The following is a 19,094-nucleotide window of genomic DNA, read 5'->3' as shown; positions in this document are numbered from 1 at the left end:
GTCAGTTCTTCATTTTACTCACAAACTATTACAACGAATTTACAATTTCATAACAGCATCAATAAATTCGTCGCCTCGTATTTCAAAGTTCTTGTATTGATCCCAACTTGCACAACTAGGCGACAATAAAATCACATCGTCTTCACAACTACACGCATAGGCCTTCTCAACAGCCTCCTGCATAGTCGATGCCTGTGCCGTCTCCGTTACACCACAAGACTTCGCAAACTCTGCAAAACGCTCTGCTGTCTCCCCTATCGTCACGGCTGCGCGGACATTTTTCATAAACGGTCGTAATTCTTCAAATGAATGCCCTCTGTCAAGTCCACCCGCAATCAAAACGATAGGCTTCTTAAATGAGGAAAGCGCACTTTTTGTCGCTAATGTATTTGTCGCTTTCGAATCATTGTATATGGTACGACTGTTCACTTCACGAACGAATTGCATACGGTGGCGAACACCAGTGAAAGAACTTAAGACATTTTCTATCGCTGTTTTTTCACACCCTGACAATATGGCCGCTGCTGTTGCTGATAAGATATTCTCTAAATTATGGCGACCCGGTAATTTAATATATTTAATTTCTATGAAAGGTTCACCAAGCCAATAAATCCAGTCTTCATCTGCCGAGATACCCTCATTGGTTTTTCCAAGTACTGTGAAAGGAACTTTTTGAGCTTCAAATGATTCTACCGATTCTTTGATTAACTTTTGATCCGCATTAAAAATCAAGTATTCTTCCGAAGTTTGATTGCGAGCCATTTGCAATTTTGCATCCAAATACTCTTGCATCGTTCCATGATAATCCAAGTGCGCTTCATATAAATTCGTAAATATTGCAATTCGCGGTGCAAAGCTTTCTGTTCCAGCTAATTGGAATGAAGAAGCTTCGAGTACGATTACTTCATTCGCATGGGCTTTTTCCGCCACTGTACAAGAAACCGTTCCAATATTGCCGGCAATCAACGGTTTTTTCTTTGCCATATTGAGCATGTGATAAAGCAATGTGGTGGTTGTGGTTTTACCGTTTGAACCCGTAATGGCAATAATCGGTGCTTCACTGAGAATACCTGCTAATTCCACTTCGGTCCAAATTGGGATATGTTGCTCAACAGCACTCGCTACCAACGAATTACTATAAGGAATCCCCGGATTCTTCACGATGAAATCGAAATTCCGTTCTAGTAAATCACTTGGATGTCCCCCACCAATAACTTCAATTCCTTCGGTTTGAAGTTCCATTGCCTCTTCATTGCCTTCTAGCGGTTTAGAGTCATTAACCACAACTTCTGCACCTAAACGATGAAGCAAACCAGCTGCTGCCACTCCACTCTTCGCAAGACCAATTACAAGTACTCTTTTTCCTATGAATTGTTCTGTATTCTTCATCTACATGACCTCCAAGAAGACCGGTACGAGGGCAGCAAGCAATGCCACACCCCAGAACACAATCACTACTTTCCATTCAGACCAGCCTGATAATTCAAAGTGATGATGAATAGGACTCATTTTAAAGATGCGTTTTCCAGTCAGTTTAAAGCTGATGACTTGAATGATGACAGATAGCGTTTCTACTACAAATACAATTCCGATGATCAACAACAATAATTCTTGTTTGATCAATACCGAAATCATAGCGAGTGCGCCACCTAGTGCCAATGAACCTGTGTCCCCCATAAATACTTTTGCTGGTTTGATATTGAATAATAAAAAGCCAAGCATTGCACCTGCTACTACAAATGCAAATAACGCGATATCGTTTTGCTCATATGCTAAAGCAAATACACCAAATGCAGAGAATGCTATAGTTGATGTACCACCAACCAGACCATCCAAGCCATCCGTTAAGTTCACGGCGTTTGAAAAACCTACAAGCCAAAAGACCAAAAATGCCACATAAAACACACCTAAATCTATTCCAATTTCTGTGAAAGGAATCATTACGCTAGTTTCGAATGGTCCTAGTTTCAGTAAGAAAAAGGCGACAATCGCAATGATAATCTGACCGATTAATTTCTGAAGTGATGTCAACCCTAAGTTGCGCTTCGCCACGATGATAATAAAGTCATCTAGGAAGCCGATGATTCCGAAACCAACCAGCACGATCAATAACACAATCGTATGAGTAGTTAATGTGTCGTTTATGTAAGATAAAGTGAGTGTTGAAATCAATATGGAAAGAAGGAAGATGAGCCCGCCCATCGTAGGCGTACCCGCTTTCTTTAAATGTGCTTGCGGGCCCTCTTCCCGTATGCTTTGACCAAATTTCAACCTTCTAAGTAATGGGATGATGATCACCCCGATAATCGCTGATACGAAAAATGCGACAGCGATTATCGTGACTGTGGTGCCGAGTGTCATGTCAAGTTCTCCTTCTACTATCAATTGCGTGTCAGTGAAGCACTGCTATTCTGTGTACAAATGAATCGTGTCTTCCACGGTCATCAAAGTATGGGGAGCAGGCAACTGTCGAATGACTTTCTTGCCTTTTCCATGCCACTTAACTTTGAACGTGTAATTTTGTGACAGTAATTCTTTTTCATTCATTCCAAGTAAATCGGGTGAACGGAATGTAATCGCGTCTCCCCATCGGTATTCTTTTTCCAACTGTTCTTTTCTTCTTTCAATATTAGCAATTGGAGCGATTTCTTCAATAATCCGTCCGACAATTGGCGCAGCGATGACTCCTCCGAATTGAATGGAATTCTTTGGACTATCAATAGCTAGATATACGAGCAGTTCCGGATCATCTGCAGGCGCAAAACCAATGAAGGAGACGATATAATCACCATCTTTATAGCGACCATTCTCTACCTTCTGTGCTGTCCCTGTTTTACCGCCGATCCGAAGTCCATCCGCAAATGCATTACGCCCCGATCCATTTGCTACAACCGATTCAAGCGCATGCCGCACTTTAGCTGATGTCTCCTCGCTAATTACTTGTCTTTTTAATTCAGGTTCGAATTCTTTTAACGTTTTGCCTTCAGAGTCCTTTATCGATTTGACGATATAGGGCTTATAGAGTTTACCGCCATTAATTGCTGCGGCAACTGCTTGCACTTGTTGGATGGGCGTGACTGAGATTCCTTGCCCGAACGCAGTGGTTGCCTGCTCTACCGGTCCAAATGCTTCTTTGGAAAACAAAATACCTTTCGATTCTCCAGCAATACCTGACTCTGTCGAGCTACCAAAACCGAATTCTCGAATATAGCGATCTAATCTTTCACTACCGAGTCGTTGCCCCATCGTAATGAAACCAGGGTTACATGAGTTTTCTACAACTTCTAAAAATGTTTGATCTTTATGTCCTTCTCGTTTCCAACACCGTAATCTAGCGTTTGCAACGACTTTATAACCAGGGTCATAAAAGTTTTCATTCTCCAAGTCGATGACGTCTTCTTCCAAACTTGCCGCCAAGGTAAGAATTTTGAATGTGGAACCTGGCTCGTATGTCATCCATACAGGCAAGTTCCGGTTATAGATAGTGGAATCGGCTGATTGGTATTCCCGTGGATCAAAACCAGGTACGGAGGCCAGTGACAATAATTCGCCCGTTTTCGGATTCATTATGATAGCCAGTGCCTGTGTTGCATCATACTTCTCCATTGCTTGGATCAGTTCGCGTTCCACAATTTGGTGCATCTTCAAATCGATAGTTAGTTCTAAGGTGGATCCATTTTTTCCATGTTCAAAACTATCCTCTACATGAGGCAATGCAATTCCTTTGGCATCCGTGAACAATCGCACTTTGTCCCCTGTTCCGTTTAAAATTTCATCATACGCATACTCAATACCCGCCAAGCCGTTGCCATCATAGCCAGTAAAACCGATTAAACGTGCCAACAGATCGTCATATGGATAATGGCGGACGAAATCTACACCTACATACAAGCCAGCTACTTGTAGTTTAGTAATTTCATCTCCCTGCTCCTTCGTGATGTTTTTTCCTTCCGGAGCTAATTTCACCATATAGGTTTTTTTCTTCAGTTTTTCTTCTAACGTTTCCGGTGGCATGTTAAGGATTTTGGCAATTGCAGGTATGTCGCTAGAAATGTCAGGATTTTGAGCTGGCATGAAATACAGTGTGGGTGCTAGTTTATTACCAACAATCAACTTACCACTTCGGTCCGTAATATTTCCACGCATGGCACCGAAAGGGATTTCGATGTCCCAATTTTCTTCTGCTTTTTCGGTCAGCCACTCATGCTTGACGATTTGGACATGAAATAGTTTTCCTATGACAAGTAATAGACAGATAAGAAAGCCTAGGAAGACTGCACGTAAACGTTTTTTGGACTGCATATCAATAAATGAACGCAATGACTCACTACCTTTTTTCTATTAAGGTATGCTGTGAAATCATGCGCTATTCATTAGCCTCCCATGATTTGCACTTCTTCGTTCTGTTCCTTATCTTCATTACTTTTCTTTTTATTATACTGCTGTTCAGGCGTCCGAAGTTCAACAACAATCGGATCTTTTTTGTTTACTACTGTTCCTTCTGTTACGCTTTGTCCCACAACGTAACCTTCTCCGTTGATTCGAATGTCTAACTTCGAAAGGTTCATAAATGAGAGCACCACTTTTTTAGACCAACCTGTCATATCCGGGAATGTCGTATCCCCTTTTGTTTCCAACAAAATAATTGAATCCTCCGGTAATTTCGTGTCTGCTTTTGGTATTTGTTTCGTTACTTTGCCACCTTCTCCGATTAATACAGTTTGGAAACCATCTTCCACCGCTAGAGAAGCTGCTGTTTCCGCGTCTTCTCTTTCATAATCCCCAACTTTTTTGACAGGAATCACTTGTTCATCATCAGGAGCAATGTTCAAATATTTTAAGCTGTTTTCCATAATTGGATTAAACACTTTGGATACAGGATCAGACCCTTGTTCACCAGCTTTTAATTTAGGTTGCTGAACAGTTACATAAATCAGAAGCTGCGGATCATCAATCGGTGCCATTCCAAGGAACGAATATAAATAGTTCCCGGGGCCAGACATATACCCTTTTCCATCTGTTTTGGGAAGTTCCGCCGTACCTGTTTTACCACCTACTGCATAATTTTCAAGATGATACTTTTGTGCAGTACCATTTTCTGATGTCACTGTTGTCGCAAGGATTTCCCGCACTTCTTTGGCTGTTGCTGCGGAAATCGGTGTTCCACTTTCTTCAGGTTCATGATTCTCCAGCACTTCTTTTGTATTCGGATCAATGATTTGGTCAATTACATATGGTTTCATCATGACACCGTTATTCGCAATAGCAGAAGCAGCCTGTATCATTTGTAATGGTGTAACTGTAGAACCTTGCCCATAGGAGGTCGTTAGTCGTTCAGCCGGATAATTGTCGAGTACTACTCCTGCCGCTTCATTAGGTAAATCAATTCCAGTTTGTTTACCAAAGCCAAACTTATGAACATATTCAATGAATTTCTGATCGCCGATTCTTTCCAGAAGATATGCCATTCCCACGTTAGAGGAGCGTTGCAACCCTTCCATAAACGTAATCGTACCCCAACCGTCTACATTCACATCTCTGATCACTCGGTCATAGATCCGATAAGATCCAGATTTGAAGTAATCGTCCGGTGCCCATTTACCTTCTTCTACTGCAGCAGCCAATGTGAACATCTTCATAGGGGAACCTGGTTCAATCGTCTGTTCAACTGCATCATTCAACCAGTTTTCCGTCAGACCCTCTCGCGTCATCGGGTTAAATGTCGGTCGCTGACTCATTGCCAGGATTTCACCGGTTTTAGGATTAGATACGAGAACCATCATTTTCTTTGGAGAATACTCCTCTTCTACTTGATCCATTGCTTCTTCTACAAAGTTACTGATCGTCTTGTCCAAAGTAAGCTTAATCGTCTGGCCATCTTTGGGTTCTGTAATTTGTTTGCTAGCTGTGGGCAATAAATATCCCCAACCATCCGATTGATAATTCACTTTTCCATCGATACCAGTTAGTTGCTCATTATATGTTTTCTCAAGCCCCATTTTCCCTTTGGTGACGGTAAGATTGTTTTCCAATTCTTCTTTTTGAGCAAAGCCCACTAAGTAAGATGCGAATCGACCGTTAGGATAGAATCGTTTTTTACCTTCCACAAACAAAATACCCGATAATTTTTTTCTATCGAGTTCTTCCTTCATTTTCAAAACCGTTTCACGGTTCAGATCTTTACCCGCATGTCCAAATTCAATTTGCCACGCGCCTTCTCTAGCATTTTTCATTTTATCGTAAATTTCACGTTCTTTTAAAGGTAAATACTTAGCCAGTACTCTAGCCGTCTCTTTATAATCAACAACATGATATTTTCTCTTGCTGTTTTTACTAGCCGCTTCATTAAGAACAGCAACTACATGATAACTTAACGTATCCGATGCAATCGGCACATCGTTTCGATCTACAATTGCCCCGCGGTTTGCTTGTAAGACGGCATGTTTTTCATATTGGTTCGCAGCGATTTTCGCTAACTCTTTACCATCTACTTGGCCGGTCATTTGAATAAAAAGAATTCTACCGAATAATATGAAAAAGAGCCCTCCGAATACTACAAACATTAGAAAGGCTCCCCATTGAAAGCGAAACTTCTTCATCGTCCTGGTACGACCTTTACGTTACTTTCGTTAAGGTTTAAACCATTCTCTTGTGCTTTTTTCCAAATACGTTCGTATGTGGATTTGTCACTTACTTGAATGGACAATTCAGTATTCTGTTTTGCAGTATCTTCAATTTCGGAATTCATCAACTGCACTTCTTTATTTACAGCGTTTATATCTGAATGTGTCTGTAAAAGCATTGAAGAAGATCCGATTGTAAATGCCGCAAATAAAGTAAACAATATCTTTTCACCCTTAGAAAAACGTTTTTTTACACGACGGACAACCTGCGGCTGATTTAAGTCTGTATGTTGTTCTATCTCCGGTGTCAGTGACGTATTAAGGTTCCGTTGTTCTAGTCCCATTGCTCTATTCCCCTTTTCTAATTTCTCTCTATAATTCGTAATTTCGCTGATCTGGCACGTTTATTATGCTTTATTTCTTCATCTGTAGGGATGACCGGCTTTCGTGTAATAAGACGGAATTCCGGATCCATGCCCTCAGGTATAATTGGTAAGTTTGGCGGCAACTCCGGCATGGAAGATGCTTCCTTAAAAATAGTTTTACATAAACGGTCTTCAAGTGAATGAAAGGTAATTACGCTAATCCGACCATTTTCTCGCAATAACGTGAGTGCATCGGTCAAAGATTGTTCAGCTGCTCCCAACTCATCATTTACCGCAATTCGTATAGCCTGAAACACACGTTTCGCGGGGTGACCTCCGGTTCTTCTCGCAGCAGCCGGAATACCCATCTTAATAAGCTCAGCCAGTTCACCTGTTGTACGGATAGGTGCATTAGCACGTGCTTCTTCAATTTTGCGAACGATTTGTTTCGAGAACTTTTCTTCACCATAGCGGAAGAATATTCTGACCAAATCGGAATACGACCATTCATTGACTACTTCAAAAGCTGTCAATGGTGCAGAGGTATCCATACGCATATCTAGCGGTGCATCATGATGGTAACTGAAGCCTCGCTCCGGTGTATCCAATTGCGGAGATGAAACTCCTAGGTCATATAAAATCCCATCTACATGAGAGATCCCCAATTTCACTAATTCACTTTTCAAGTCTTTGAAGTTTGCATGGACGAAGTGTACTTGTGCAGTATAGTTTGATAGTTTTTTTGTGCTGCTTCAATAGCTGTCATATCTTGGTCGAAGCAAATTAGTTGTCCTTCGGATGATAGAAGTTTGACAATTTCTTCACTGTGACCTGCACCACCAAGTGTGCAGTCCACGTAAATGCCATCTTCTTTTACATTCAAGCCTTCAACGGCTTCATGTAGTAATACTGTCGTGTGGTTAAACATGGTTATTCCGCCTGCTTTCAAAATTCAAAATCAATAAGGTTTTCTGCAATGTCATTGAATGATTCTTCAGATTCCTCGTAATACGCTTCCCATAGTTCTGTAGACCAGATTTCAATCCGGCTGGATACGCCGATAATCATACAGTCCTTTTCAATCTTCGCGAATTCTAGTAGGTTTGCAGGTATATTTACTCTCCCCTGCTTATCGAGATTCGCTTCGCTTGCTCCTGAGAAGAAAAAACGAGTGAATGCTCGTGCATCTCTTTTTGTAACCGGCAATGCTTTCAATTTTTCTTCAAGCTTTTGCCATTCATCCAGTGGATATCCAAACAAGCAATTATCCAGTCCACGGGTTAAAATAAAGCCTTCTGCTAATTGCTCCCGAAATTTTGAAGGAACGATCAGTCGACCTTTTATATCGATTGAATGCTGATACTCACCCATGAACATATAATTCACCCCACTGTATGAAATAATGTACCACATCCCCCCACTTTCCTCCACCCACTACACCATTTTTCTTCGCATAATTTTTAAAATGTGTCAATAGTACTTCTTTCTAATTTATTTTCCCTTCTGTATCCCGAAAAAACTACTTTTTTCGCAATTTTCTCAAGTTAGCACCTTTGAGAATGTTCACTATCAATCGGAAAGTCTACAAGTGAGTACGAAGGCCGGAAGCTGTCGTTAGAGTTGCTTTTTGTCTGCCGAGAAAGCGGAGTGGACTACAGATCTTTTATTGAAGTTAGTATGGGGGATTGTGTTGCATTTAAACTTATCTGCGTTCAATTTTACATTCAGTTCATCCGGAAAAAGCGAAACATAAGAGGAGTATCACTTAGACGATTAATTCTCTGCGATATTCCGGAAATACATCACCTCTGAAACGACAATCCCTACCACAACAAATTTGCTTACCAATCTTTTACACGCAAACAAAACCCGCCATGTATAGAACGAATGACGGGTTTAAGTGGTTTCTTATAAAAAGACTAACTGATGCGATCCATTATACGTATAAGGTTGTTTCAGTAGCTCGTCAATCATTCCTTCACCGAACTGGTTCATATAAAAGTATGGCGAATAGAGACGCTCTTGCAGGGAGCCTTCCGGAAATAGCTGTTCCGAAATAATGTGAAAACGTTCGTATTGCACGTGGTTCTTAAGCAAAATCGACTGCTCTTTTTTCCTCTGTAAATATTCAAACTGACTATTATGGAATTGCAGGTTTTTATCGAGCAATTGCAGCAGTCCCGGATCTGTCGCTTCTAGATGTGACTGCAATTGTTCGTACTGCATTTGTAATTGATTCTTCGTTTCTGCCAACAAACGATCGAATTGCTCATCTCGCTGTTGTTCTTGCCATTTTTCCAGTAGTTCCGGTAGTTCGTAATTCATTACTTGATTCATAGTAGTACCCGTAAGCTTTAACGCTTCCTGAACTTGCCTAGTGACCAAAGTAATTGAAAGCCTTGGTACGACTACCGGCATATTGATTCCCATTATGTGAAATGCCTCTTTTAATAAAGACCAATATGCTATTTCTCCTGGTCCACCGACAAATGCCAATACTGGAAATACGAGATCTTGCATAATGGGTCTTGTGGCTACGTTGTTACTAAGCAACCATGGCTCATTTTTCGCAATAGTATGCATTTCTTGTTCTGTAAAAGATACACCTACTTGTTCATTAATGAATTTGCCATCTTTTCTTCTGAGTAGTACCCTACCTGTATCATGAACATAAAACAGATTGGCATCCTGTTCTTCCGATTCGATGGGCTTTGCATGACCATACGTGTGAAGCTGTTGTTCTGCATAGTAAATGCTTTTCGCCATTGCTTCCGTATTTTCAATCATCTGTGAGAAATAAGGTGACTCCAATTGACGCAATGGCTTATAAGCTGCGTCCATAAATAATAATCCATGCGCAGTAAATAGGTCATTCATTAACGAAGTGAAGAAATCTGTGAAATTCTGTTGTTGTTCTACGGTTTGTAGCACATCACGCAACAATTTTTGCGTATAAGATGTCTCTCCATAACTTTTAAAAATCTTTCTAATATACACGGTCATTTCTTTTTGATCGTAATGTGTGTCTGAAGCCATCGTTTTTAAAATGGTCGGCTGTTTAAACTGCCGCTTCATTGCTTTTCCTGCCTCCGCAGTATATGTATGATTGATTTCGTTAATATCATGATCTTCCCCAGCAATCCAAAACACTGGCACTACAGATTTGCCTAATTCTTTTCGTTGTTTTTGTGCCAATAAAACCACGGATATAGCTTTATGAACAGAATATAAAGGTCCTGTCAAAACCCCTGCTTGCTGTCCACCAATTACTACCAACGCATCTTCAGAAAGCTCTTGAATATATCGTGCAGCCAAGTCTGATATTCCAAATGGCTTCATATAATTTTCTACAGTAGCAGCCAGCTGTTCCCTTTGAAAAGACCGTCGTTGTAATTCTGCCGCTCTTTCTTCATACCCTATAGGTGTCATTTCATATTCAAAAAATTTATGGAAAAATTGTGGATCGTGACGATACGCTTCCATCAATTTATTCTTTTTCGGCAACTCCATTGTGTCCAAGTCCATCTCACAAACTCCTTTTTGTACCATACTACAGCCAGTATATCACCTCATCCGATCTGGTTGAATAGATACGCTTATGAGGACTCATTAGTTCACGTAGCGGATGATCTGCACTGTAATTCCGGTAATGAACAGTAGAAAGTATGCTGTTGTTAAGAGTAGAAAATACGCTCTCCACGTTCTGCGTAATACCCAAGACGTCCGAAACTCTTTTTCCCTCGAACGTTCTATTACTGCAAACCCGATAGCAACCAAACACAATATTCCGATTAACAAAATGGGAAGCCAAGCATCCCAAATTGCACGAATCAAAATCAAAACGGTGAGTACCATAAACGGCGTAGTCCAGTCTACTGCCCAACCGACCCTCTTCTTCTTAGGTAACCCTATTTTCTTTGCAACAATAATTAATACAACTAAAATTATAAAAGGGAACAATAATAACGCTCCAAGTATATTCGTCAACATCCGCCACATTCACTCCTGTTTATTCCAAGCAGTGTAGTCTCAAGCATTTGCAAAAAGGGAGCATCGCCGCCTTTTTGATTAATTTCTTTCAACACTGCCGTTAAAATAGTTTCAATTTCCATATTCCGACCCTTTATTCTATCTACCAGCATAGAAGATTGATTGTCGGCTGTTTTACGGCATACCTCTTCTATATCGTCATAACTCAATAGATCACTATACTCTTCAAAGTTATTGAGCAACTCTTCACACAGCTGACGGAATAATAAATGGAAGTAGGGGTTTTCTAATAACTGTCCATTCCTAATTTCCAACAATGCTGTTAGTGGGTTGATCGCACAATTGATGAGGACTTTACGAAATAATAACTGTTTTGCATTTTGTTGTGTAGTAATGGGAAAATTATGTGGATCTATTTCTTGCATCCACTGTATGGTGGGAGCAATCTTTTCATTTCCCACGATGTTAATAGGTCCAATACCATTATGCGATACTGTCCGATTATCTATTCTCTTTGCACCATGCTCGACCGTCGCAAACGACACATGTCCAAGTGGATACTGCTCAATCAGCGATAGATGCCCAATTCCATTTTGAATGAATAATAAATCCGGTTGTATAGGTAGAGCACTGATTTCGGATAATACAGCGTGTAACGCATCATACTTGACAGCAATAATCCATAATGCGTCTAACGGCAACTCTTTAATATGTATGGTTGAATCTACTTCATATGTAAAGTTTTCTGGTTCTCTTACTAGACCACTACGTAAGTGTTTTACTTGTTCCTCACGTCTTACCCAAAAGATGACATTTGCCTGGTGTTGAGCTAAATAGGTACCAATTAATAATCCAATGGATCCTGCTCCTACCACTACAAATCGCATAGTTTACCTCCTTAAAAAAGAGACCCAGTGAAGGCGTCTCTGTTGGTACATTTTATTATACAGGATAGACAGGATGTTTTCTCGAAGAATTCACAATTTTTTTCGTTTTATAATATTCGAATCTTTCAGCAAGCACTGACCGTAGATTATGAGGTGCAACGATTTCATCAATGATAAGTTCCGAAGCCATTTTATAGACATCGATTTCTTCTTTATATTCTAGCTGTTTCTTCTTTATAAATGCAATACGCTCTTTTGGGTCCGCAATGGCTTCGATTTTATTCGAATATACCGCATTGACAGCTGCTTCAGGACCCATTACAGCGATTTGCGCAGTCGGCAACGCAATACAGACATCCGGCTCGAATGCAGGACCTGCCATCGCGTACAGTCCCGCTCCGTATGCTTTACGTACAATAACTGAAATTTTTGGTACAGTGGCGGAACTCATTGCCATAATTAGCTTGGCTCCATGACGAATAATACCTTGTCGTTCCACCTTCGTTCCTATCATGAACCCTGGTACATCCGCAAGGAACAACAACGGAATAGAGAAAGCATCACATAATGTAATGAACTTCGTTACCTTATCCGCTGAGTCCACAAACAGCACGCCCCCCTTTACTTTGGGCTGATTGGCAATAATTCCTACAGGACGTCCGTCAATACGTGCAAGTGTAGTGATGACTTCCCGCGCAAACAACTTCTTGATTTCGAACAAGCTACCGTTATCCACTAATTGATCGATCGCCTCATACATATCGAAAGGAGCATTTTGATTTTCGGGAATGATTTCTTCCAACGAACGACCTTCCTTTACCCCACGAGGTTCCGCTATTCTAGTAGACTCTTCAAAGTTCGCTGGGAAGTAGGATAGATACCTACGCGCTTCTACAATCGCTTGCTCTTCAGTATTTACTAGCACATCCCCACATCCACTTACCGTACAATGCATGCGTGCGCCACCCATTTCTTCTAGCGTCACTTTCTCACCTATAACTTTTTCAGCAATTCTTGGTGAACCTAAATACATTGAGGCATTGCCTTCTACCATGATGACAATATCACAGAAAGCTGGAATATAGGCACCGCCTGCCGCAGAGGGACCGAATAAAAGACATACTTGTGGGATGACACCTGATAAACGTACTTGATTATGGAAAATACGACCGGCTCCACGACGATTCGGGAACATGTCTAGCTGATCTGTAATACGTGCACCTGCAGAATCCACTAAATATAGTAATGGCACACGAAGCTTTTCAGCTGTTTCTTGAATGCGGATAATCTTCTCTACCGTTCTTGCACCCCAAGAACCTGCTTTAACTGTAGAGTCGTTAGCCATAACACAAACCGTTTGACCGTTGATTTTCCCAGTGGCTGTAACCACTCCATCAGCAGGTAGATCTTTCGCTTCACAGTTCGCAAATTTTCCATCCTCTGCATACTTACCGTCATCAAATAAAAGGCGCAACCGTTCCCTGACGAATAACTTACCCTGCTCTTCCAATTTTTCATGATATTTTTCTGTACCACCCGCCATAACATGTGCAGTGATTTTTTGAAGTTTTTCATTATACGTCGTCCTTGTTGATTCGTTTGTCAAAGAACTTCCCTCCTTTCATTACGATTGAATGGAAACTAACACTTCATCTTCATCTACAAAATCACCTTCAGCACCGTGGATCTTACTAATCGTTCCATCTACTTCAGCTTCTAGCGGAATCTCCATCTTCATGGATTCCAAAATGACGACAACTTGTCCCTTTGTCACAGGATCTCCTTCTTTTACTTCAATTTGAAATATCGTACCTGCCATAGTGGCTTTTACATCTTGCATACAATCACTCCTCACATTTCGAATGCAAACACTCGCTGAAAATAACTTCTTTACAGATAGTGTATCTTATCTATGAAACCGTTTTCAAGTACATTTTAAACAGTCCCGATAGTGTATGCCTGTCGGGACTGAAAGTTTACTTACTTTTTGTTAAAAAGTTTTGGACAGCTTCATGATGCGCGTCACTTTCCCAAAGAATGGAACAGACGCGAGCTTCTTCCTGCATGGCGTGTTCAAGCCCGTTAGCCTCCCACTTCCTAGTGGCGATAGATTTATACGCACGGTGTACATTTCTATGTACTTTAAGCTGGGGAGCTAGAAATTGATCAAGAGCTGCTTGCGTATCCCCCTCATACACTTCAGTCGCCCATCCAAGATCTAGTAGGTGTTCAGGTGAATGAATGCTAGCACCGCCCGTGAATTGAAGCAAACGGTCACGTGGGCCGTTTTTCTCGAATAATAGGGTAGCTCCACCCCAACCAGCCGTGATCGCCAAAGTACCTTGAATGAATCCAGCTCTTGCATGTGATGCAACCAATCGGTAATCGCAAGCCGTTGCCAGTTCACATCCGCCACCAACAGCTGCCCCATTTACCAGCGCTATTGTAGGCATCGGTAATGTCGCGATACGATATAAAATACTTGCCCCCCTGCTAAGCATCGGAAACGCATCCTCCGCGGTCTGAAAGCCGTGAAAATCACTAAGATCTCCACCAGAACAAAATGCCAAGTCACCTTCTCCTGTAATGACAGCAAAAGAAACTTCAGGGTCATCCTCGATTTTATCTAGAAAGAATTCGAGTCCCTCCATGACATCATAATTTACCGCATTTCGCATGGCAGGACGATTAATTGTAAAATATGCAATTGATTGATCGATCTTTATAGAATAAGACAAAAAAATTCCCCCTTTTCTTTTAGCATACCATTTTTATGCACAACAAAAAAGACTACCTTGAGCCATGGTCTCAAGATAGCCTTTCATTCGTTGTGTAGAATCTAAATTATTCGCCTACAACGTCTTTTCCTTTGTAGTGTCCGCAAGATTTGCAAACGTGGTGTGCCAATTTCATTTCGCCACAGTTGTTACAAGTAGTCATACCTGGCGCTTCAATTTTGAAATGAGTTCGACGCAAATTTTTCTTCGTTTTAGAAGTTCTTCTCTTTGGTACTGCCATTGGGGGGCACCTCCTTATAAGGGTTTACTCTTTATCGGTTTCAAAAAAATTAGCCAATCCCGCTAAACGAGGATCCACTTTTTCTTCTGCTTCTTGTCGTTGCGCTTCCAATTCTTCATCGGTTGTATAGGACCAACCTTTACCTTCCACCTGTCGCATCTCATCTGCATTTTCACAGAATACTTGCAGCGGGATTTCAAGCAAAATCAGTTCTTCCAATACAGGAGTAAAATCAATTGTTTCCCCATCAACCGGATGAATTTCATCATCCATCTGAAGTGTCTCGTCGTCCCAGCTGAATTGCTCAACTGTTTCAATGGAGAATGGATAATCGACGTCTTCCCACGTACGTGCACAAGGCAAAATCATTGAACCTTCTAGCCGAAGCTGGCATGTTAACTTTTTCTCACCAATTGTACATGTTCCACTTACTCGAACAGGCTGAATTGCCCTAATTTCTTCATTCCTATTTTTCACGGAATCCAAATTCACTGCTTCGTCAAACAGTAGCGGGCCTTGCCTATGTTTCCGTAATTGATGAATGGACCATTTCATGTCTATCACCTCAAGACAACAATGTTGATTATAGTATTTTAAATAAGGGATGTCAAGATATTTTCTTGTCACCTTAACAAGTTTAACGGTATAATTCAATATACGCAAGTACAGAGGAGGATTTCATTGATAGCTACTGGTATTGTCGTCGAATATAATCCCTTTCATAACGGCCATTTGTTCCATCTCAACGAAGCTAAAAGGCTAACAGATGCAGATGTTATGATTGCTGTGATGAGTGGACATTTTCTTCAACGCGGTGAACCAGCGATAGTCGATAAATGGACACGAGCACGCATGGCCCTTGCTAGTGGTGCAGACCTTGTCATCGAGTTGCCATATGCTTTTTCCACAGCACATGCTCCTCAATTCGCGAAAGGGGCCGTACAAATCCTAGACGCTCTCCGCTGCGAGTATATTTGCTTCGGAAGTGAAGAAGGACGTATCGCACCATTTTTGAATAGTTTGGACACAATGAATACACAGAAAGAACTTTATGAAAAAACCATAAAGAGTTCCATACAGGAAGGGATCAGTTATCCGAATGCATTGCGAATTGCATATGAAGCAATTGCACGCACCACTGAAGAACCACTCGCTGATTTATCAGAGCCAAATAACATTCTAGGATTCCATTATATGCAAGCCGTAAAAGAAATTCAATCGAGATTGATCGCCGTCACGCTTGAGCGAAAAGGAACACATTATCATGATGCCGCATTACCTGAGGATACTATTGCTAGCGCAACGGGAATACGCAAGGAATTGTTTGCGACCGATGTCGCGCACGTTCAGTCTTTCATGCCTACAACTGCCTTTAAGCTTCTTCGTCAACAGCCTCATCAAAGCTGGAATCATCTCTACCCATTTCTTCGGTACACAATTCTTCGTGAAGGACCTGAGCAATTAGCGTCCATTGCAGATATTACGGAAGGTATTGAGTTTGCTTTATGGCGCGCTGCAAAAGAACATGCTACATTTCAAGAATTTATGCATGCCGTCAAATCCAAACGTTACACATGGACGCGCATACAACGAATGCTAGTACATGTTTTGATTGGTTATCGAAAATCAACCCGTGCACAAATTACGAGTCCATCTTATTTACGGCTATTAGGTATGTCTGCAAACGGACGAAGTTATTTACGCACAGTGAAAAAAGAAATGACTTTGCCACTTATCACTCGGGTAGGTTCTCACAAAGACCCATCACTTTTGTTAGATAGTAAAAGTACAGATATTTATATGTGTGGTATTCACAAAGAGCCAGGTCTTGATTTTAAAACGCCGCCCATATTGCTGTGATGACTCACTTTTCCTGTAGTTTTTCCAAATAACTTAGTGCATCGTCAATCGTTTTGACCGGTACAACTTTCATCTTTGTGCCGATTTTATCCGCAGTTGCTTTCGCTTCTTCATAATTTGAGAGAAGCTGCGGATTCTTCTGTTTCACTTCCTCCGGTAATTCATCGTCAGGCGCGAAAAATATCTCCATATCTTGACGATCAGCTGCTATGATTTTAAAATCAATTCCACCAATTCGTCCCACTGACCCATCTTCATGCATCTCGCCAGTCCCTGCGATAGTATAGCCTTTCGTTAAATCGACATCCACTAGGCGGTTCATCAATTCCAGTGTGAACATTAAACCCGCTGAAGGCCCACCGATTTCTTCTGTACGTATATCAACCTTTGGTTCTGTCTCCAATTTAATCTGTTCTTCAAACTCTATTCCAAGACCTACTCGTCCGTCCGTCCCCGGAAGTTCTTTTAATTCTACCGGAACATCTAACAGCTGTTGTCCACGTTGTACTTGCAGATGCACTTTCTGACCTTCATGCATATCACCGATTTCACGCATAAATGCTTCTGTGGAAGCAAGCTTTAGTTGATCAATCGATCGAATGATATCTCCTACTTCGAGCTTTCCTGCAGAAGCTCCTGTTGGTAATACACCTGCAACAAAGACTCCTGTGAATTTTCTATTGATAGGTAATCCCGCCTTCTCAAATGCTACCGATATGGCATGTGTTTTAGAATCAGCCATCATTTTTTTCTGACGCACTCCATACTCCGCATCACTTTCACCATGTCTTCTCACTTGCGTGGCCGGCAACAACTTCATTTTATCTGAAATTTTTGACCAAGCGTACGTTACAGGTGTCGCCTTGCCAATCGCAATTGTCATCAAGCTAAATGTTCCTACATCGTCAGTATCTCCGCCTACTACTTCTACGAGTGGCGCCAAATCATAAGCTCCGCCGGGTCGAGAATTATACATATCTAACGGATAAAGTGCTAAAAAAGCCACTACTAGTAGGATTACCGCAGCGATTCCCCACTTACGCATGTTCATAAAAGCTCACCTCCATTAATAGCCTGTACGAATACTACATATATATTACGGTAGATTTTCTTGTATTTCAAAAATTAGGAAGGAGTGCGACAGATGCTTTTTATTTACGACCCTGCCGTATTGAACAATGAGTAACGTACTCTTCATCTGGGCGCTAATTATTTTATTTATTTTGCAACCAGATGTCGCACATGAAGGAGCCATTTCAGGCATCCAATTATTCACTCATGCGTTACTTCCCTATTTGCTACCATATATTATTTTAACGCAGTGGTTATTGAAAATGCCTAGCAAACAAGGCACTAGTCAATGGAGTCGTTACATAAAAGCTTATGTGCTAGGTTCATTTGGAGGCTTTCCGGTAGGAGCCGTGACCGTTAGCGAAATGAAAAAAAATGGAGAGATCTCTGCCGCTGAAAGTTGTTTGCTTGTCGCATCCTGTCATGCACCAGGACCTATGTTCATTATTGGCTTTGTGGGTAACGAATTATTCGGCAGCACGACAAGTGGTTGGAAATTGTTGCTCGCCATTCATCTGGCTAATATCGTGTTTTTCATATTGGCCATGTCGCTTGTGGGAAGTCGGCATCAGCAGCCATCTGTCCCATTCATCCCCCAACAACATAAAACGTCACCTTTGCTGCGCTCTATTAAAGACAGTTCATCCGTCATATTGTTAGTGGCCACCACGGTCATTTTCTTCTCTTCCCTCAGTAATGTGCTTTCGCATTCCATATCTTCTATCATCACTGTGGATATGGGCGTTACCAAAACTTTATTGCTCGCAGTGTTCGAGATGACTTCAGGTGTCCAGTCGGCTACCGAGCATTTTGCCGATGATGCGATTTATCCGATGCTCATTGCGGCTATCCTTTCGATCAACGGTATGAGTATTCATATGCAGGTTATGACGATCGCGAGGAGCGCTGGTATTCGCATACTTCCTTACGTGTTTGCAAGGGTCTGGAATACGTTACTCGTCCCTGTATTGTTCATTTGGATTTATTGAGAAAGTATTGAAAACTACCGCTGTGACACGTCTAGTTGTTTGGGAGAGCATGTGCGCTTCAAAGGGAAGTGTTCGTTGGAAAACTTACTGCTACACAAAAGGTGGCTGGGACATAACTTAAAAAAACAGTCCGTTCTCCTACGCTTCAAAAGGCGCGCTTGAGCCTCCTCGTCGCTAAGTGCAAATACATGCTCTTAACGCACCGCTTTTAATCGCAAAAGCCGTCCTTCGTAATCTCTTCATTTTGATCATTGTAAATCTCCATTACTTTTTCAATAGGCACAATCCCAT

At 41.4% G+C, this 19,094-nt stretch carries 17 protein-coding genes and 1 pseudogene; 2 read left to right on the top strand and 16 right to left on the bottom strand.

Going from position 1 to position 19,094, the window contains the following annotated elements; all coding sequences use genetic code 11:
* Positions 1 to 39 precede the first annotated feature (39 nt).
* From murD to CSV67_RS06715, 15 genes and pseudogenes are all read right to left on the bottom strand, one after another.
* Positions 40 to 1,389, bottom strand: a complete 1,350-nt coding sequence (gene murD / locus CSV67_RS06785) for a UDP-N-acetylmuramoyl-L-alanine--D-glutamate ligase (RefSeq protein ID WP_099630845.1) — start codon at positions 1,387 to 1,389, stop codon at positions 40 to 42.
* Positions 1,390 to 2,361, bottom strand: coding sequence for a phospho-N-acetylmuramoyl-pentapeptide-transferase (mraY, locus tag CSV67_RS06780; RefSeq protein WP_099630844.1), 972 nt, complete (start codon positions 2,359 to 2,361; stop codon positions 1,390 to 1,392). It lies immediately after the preceding gene.
* Between the two features lie 45 nt (positions 2,362 to 2,406).
* Entirely contained in the window at positions 2,407 to 4,302 is a 1,896-nt protein-coding gene (locus CSV67_RS06775) for a penicillin-binding transpeptidase domain-containing protein (protein WP_099631024.1), read from the bottom strand.
* 71 nt (positions 4,303 to 4,373) lie between these two features.
* Positions 4,374 to 6,599: a penicillin-binding transpeptidase domain-containing protein gene (locus CSV67_RS06770; RefSeq protein ID WP_099630843.1), complete on the bottom strand. Its 2,226-nt coding sequence runs from the start codon at positions 6,597 to 6,599 to the stop codon at positions 4,374 to 4,376.
* A complete protein-coding gene (ftsL, locus tag CSV67_RS06765; RefSeq protein WP_099630842.1) occupies positions 6,596 to 6,967 on the bottom strand; it encodes a cell division protein FtsL in 372 nt (123 codons plus the stop codon). Before ftsL ends, CSV67_RS06770 begins: the two co-directional genes overlap by 4 nt.
* A 17-nt stretch (positions 6,968 to 6,984) precedes the next feature.
* A pseudogene (rsmH, locus tag CSV67_RS06760) lies at positions 6,985 to 7,916 on the bottom strand (16S rRNA (cytosine(1402)-N(4))-methyltransferase RsmH).
* 17 nt (positions 7,917 to 7,933) lie between these two features.
* The gene (mraZ, locus tag CSV67_RS06755) at positions 7,934 to 8,365 is read right to left on the bottom strand and encodes a division/cell wall cluster transcriptional repressor MraZ (protein WP_099631023.1); all 432 of its coding nucleotides are present in this window, start codon (positions 8,363 to 8,365) and stop codon (positions 7,934 to 7,936) included.
* Between the two features lie 531 nt (positions 8,366 to 8,896).
* On the bottom strand, positions 8,897 to 10,513 hold the full coding sequence (gene bshC / locus CSV67_RS06750) for a bacillithiol biosynthesis cysteine-adding enzyme BshC (RefSeq protein ID WP_158232896.1): 1,617 nt from the start codon (positions 10,511 to 10,513) through the stop codon (positions 8,897 to 8,899).
* An 84-nt stretch (positions 10,514 to 10,597) separates the two neighbouring features.
* Positions 10,598 to 10,978, bottom strand: a complete 381-nt coding sequence (locus CSV67_RS06745) for a DUF3397 family protein (protein ID WP_158231992.1) — start codon at positions 10,976 to 10,978, stop codon at positions 10,598 to 10,600.
* On the bottom strand, positions 10,972 to 11,865 hold the full coding sequence (locus tag CSV67_RS06740) for a ketopantoate reductase family protein (protein WP_099630839.1): 894 nt from the start codon (positions 11,863 to 11,865) through the stop codon (positions 10,972 to 10,974). The genes CSV67_RS06745 and CSV67_RS06740 overlap by 7 nt, the downstream gene beginning before the upstream one ends.
* 55 nt (positions 11,866 to 11,920) lie before the next feature.
* Positions 11,921 to 13,408, bottom strand: coding sequence for an acyl-CoA carboxylase subunit beta (locus tag CSV67_RS06735; protein ID WP_099631022.1), 1,488 nt, complete (start codon positions 13,406 to 13,408; stop codon positions 11,921 to 11,923).
* 81 nt (positions 13,409 to 13,489) lie between these two features.
* Positions 13,490 to 13,705: an acyl-CoA carboxylase biotin carboxyl carrier protein subunit gene (locus CSV67_RS06730; RefSeq protein WP_099630838.1), complete on the bottom strand. Its 216-nt coding sequence runs from the start codon at positions 13,703 to 13,705 to the stop codon at positions 13,490 to 13,492.
* A gap of 136 nt (positions 13,706 to 13,841) precedes the next feature.
* Complete coding sequence (locus CSV67_RS06725; protein WP_099630837.1) at positions 13,842 to 14,603, bottom strand: enoyl-CoA hydratase/isomerase family protein; 762 nt, start codon at positions 14,601 to 14,603, stop codon at positions 13,842 to 13,844.
* A gap of 106 nt (positions 14,604 to 14,709) precedes the next feature.
* Positions 14,710 to 14,883 (bottom strand): 50S ribosomal protein L32, encoded by a 174-nt coding sequence (gene rpmF / locus CSV67_RS06720; RefSeq protein WP_099630836.1) that lies wholly within the window; start codon positions 14,881 to 14,883, stop codon positions 14,710 to 14,712.
* A gap of 24 nt (positions 14,884 to 14,907) precedes the next feature.
* Positions 14,908 to 15,438 carry a YceD family protein gene (locus CSV67_RS06715; RefSeq protein ID WP_099630835.1) on the bottom strand — a complete coding sequence of 177 codons (531 nt, stop codon included), beginning with the start codon at positions 15,436 to 15,438 and terminating at the stop codon, positions 14,908 to 14,910.
* 126 nt (positions 15,439 to 15,564) lie between these two features.
* On the opposite strand from CSV67_RS06715, the gene CSV67_RS06710 reads away from it, so the two are divergent.
* Positions 15,565 to 16,743 carry a nucleotidyltransferase gene (locus tag CSV67_RS06710; protein ID WP_099630834.1) on the top strand — a complete coding sequence of 393 codons (1,179 nt, stop codon included), beginning with the start codon at positions 15,565 to 15,567 and terminating at the stop codon, positions 16,741 to 16,743.
* A gap of 4 nt (positions 16,744 to 16,747) precedes the next feature.
* Here the strand turns inward: CSV67_RS06710 and CSV67_RS06705 are convergent, their stop codons facing one another.
* Entirely contained in the window at positions 16,748 to 17,794 is a 1,047-nt protein-coding gene (locus CSV67_RS06705; RefSeq protein ID WP_099630833.1) for a SepM family pheromone-processing serine protease, read from the bottom strand.
* 127 nt (positions 17,795 to 17,921) lie between these two features.
* Between CSV67_RS06705 and CSV67_RS06700 the strand changes: the two genes are divergently transcribed.
* Entirely contained in the window at positions 17,922 to 18,803 is an 882-nt protein-coding gene (locus CSV67_RS06700; RefSeq protein ID WP_099630832.1) for a hypothetical protein, read from the top strand.
* Positions 18,804 to 19,094 lie beyond the last annotated feature (291 nt).

This window comes from Sporosarcina sp. P2 (genome assembly GCF_002743255.1).
Classification (GTDB): domain Bacteria; phylum Bacillota; class Bacilli; order Bacillales_A; family Planococcaceae; genus Sporosarcina.
The sequence above is the reverse complement of the archived record's forward strand: the minus strand, read 5'-3'. Positions and strand labels throughout refer to the sequence as shown.

What these genes read in the sequence shown, in the direction of transcription:
- CSV67_RS06735 (WP_099631022.1), bottom strand. Translation starts at nt 13,408, where the DNA reads ATGGCGGGTGGTACAGAAAAATATCATGAAAAATTGGAAGAGCAGGGT.
- CSV67_RS06730 (WP_099630838.1), bottom strand. Translation starts at nt 13,705, where the DNA reads ATGCAAGATGTAAAAGCCACTATGGCAGGTACGATATTTCAAATTGAA.
- bshC (WP_158232896.1), bottom strand. Translation starts at nt 10,513, where the DNA reads ATGGACTTGGACACAATGGAGTTGCCGAAAAAGAATAAATTGATGGAA.
- mraY (WP_099630844.1), bottom strand. Translation starts at nt 2,361, where the DNA reads ATGACACTCGGCACCACAGTCACGATAATCGCTGTCGCATTTTTCGTA.
- CSV67_RS06715 (WP_099630835.1), bottom strand. Translation starts at nt 15,438, where the DNA reads ATGAAATGGTCCATTCATCAATTACGGAAACATAGGCAAGGCCCGCTA.
- CSV67_RS06700 (WP_099630832.1), top strand. Translation starts at nt 17,922, where the DNA reads ATGAGTAACGTACTCTTCATCTGGGCGCTAATTATTTTATTTATTTTG.
- CSV67_RS06745 (WP_158231992.1), bottom strand. Translation starts at nt 10,978, where the DNA reads ATGTTGACGAATATACTTGGAGCGTTATTATTGTTCCCTTTTATAATT.
- CSV67_RS06705 (WP_099630833.1), bottom strand. Translation starts at nt 17,794, where the DNA reads ATGAACATGCGTAAGTGGGGAATCGCTGCGGTAATCCTACTAGTAGTG.
- rpmF (WP_099630836.1), bottom strand. Translation starts at nt 14,883, where the DNA reads ATGGCAGTACCAAAGAGAAGAACTTCTAAAACGAAGAAAAATTTGCGT.
- ftsL (WP_099630842.1), bottom strand. Translation starts at nt 6,967, where the DNA reads ATGGGACTAGAACAACGGAACCTTAATACGTCACTGACACCGGAGATA.
- CSV67_RS06740 (WP_099630839.1), bottom strand. Translation starts at nt 11,865, where the DNA reads ATGCGATTTGTAGTGGTAGGAGCAGGATCCATTGGATTATTAATTGGT.
- CSV67_RS06775 (WP_099631024.1), bottom strand. Translation starts at nt 4,302, where the DNA reads ATGCAGTCCAAAAAACGTTTACGTGCAGTCTTCCTAGGCTTTCTTATC.
- murD (WP_099630845.1), bottom strand. Translation starts at nt 1,389, where the DNA reads ATGAAGAATACAGAACAATTCATAGGAAAAAGAGTACTTGTAATTGGT.
- CSV67_RS06770 (WP_099630843.1), bottom strand. Translation starts at nt 6,599, where the DNA reads ATGAAGAAGTTTCGCTTTCAATGGGGAGCCTTTCTAATGTTTGTAGTA.
- mraZ (WP_099631023.1), bottom strand. Translation starts at nt 8,365, where the DNA reads ATGTTCATGGGTGAGTATCAGCATTCAATCGATATAAAAGGTCGACTG.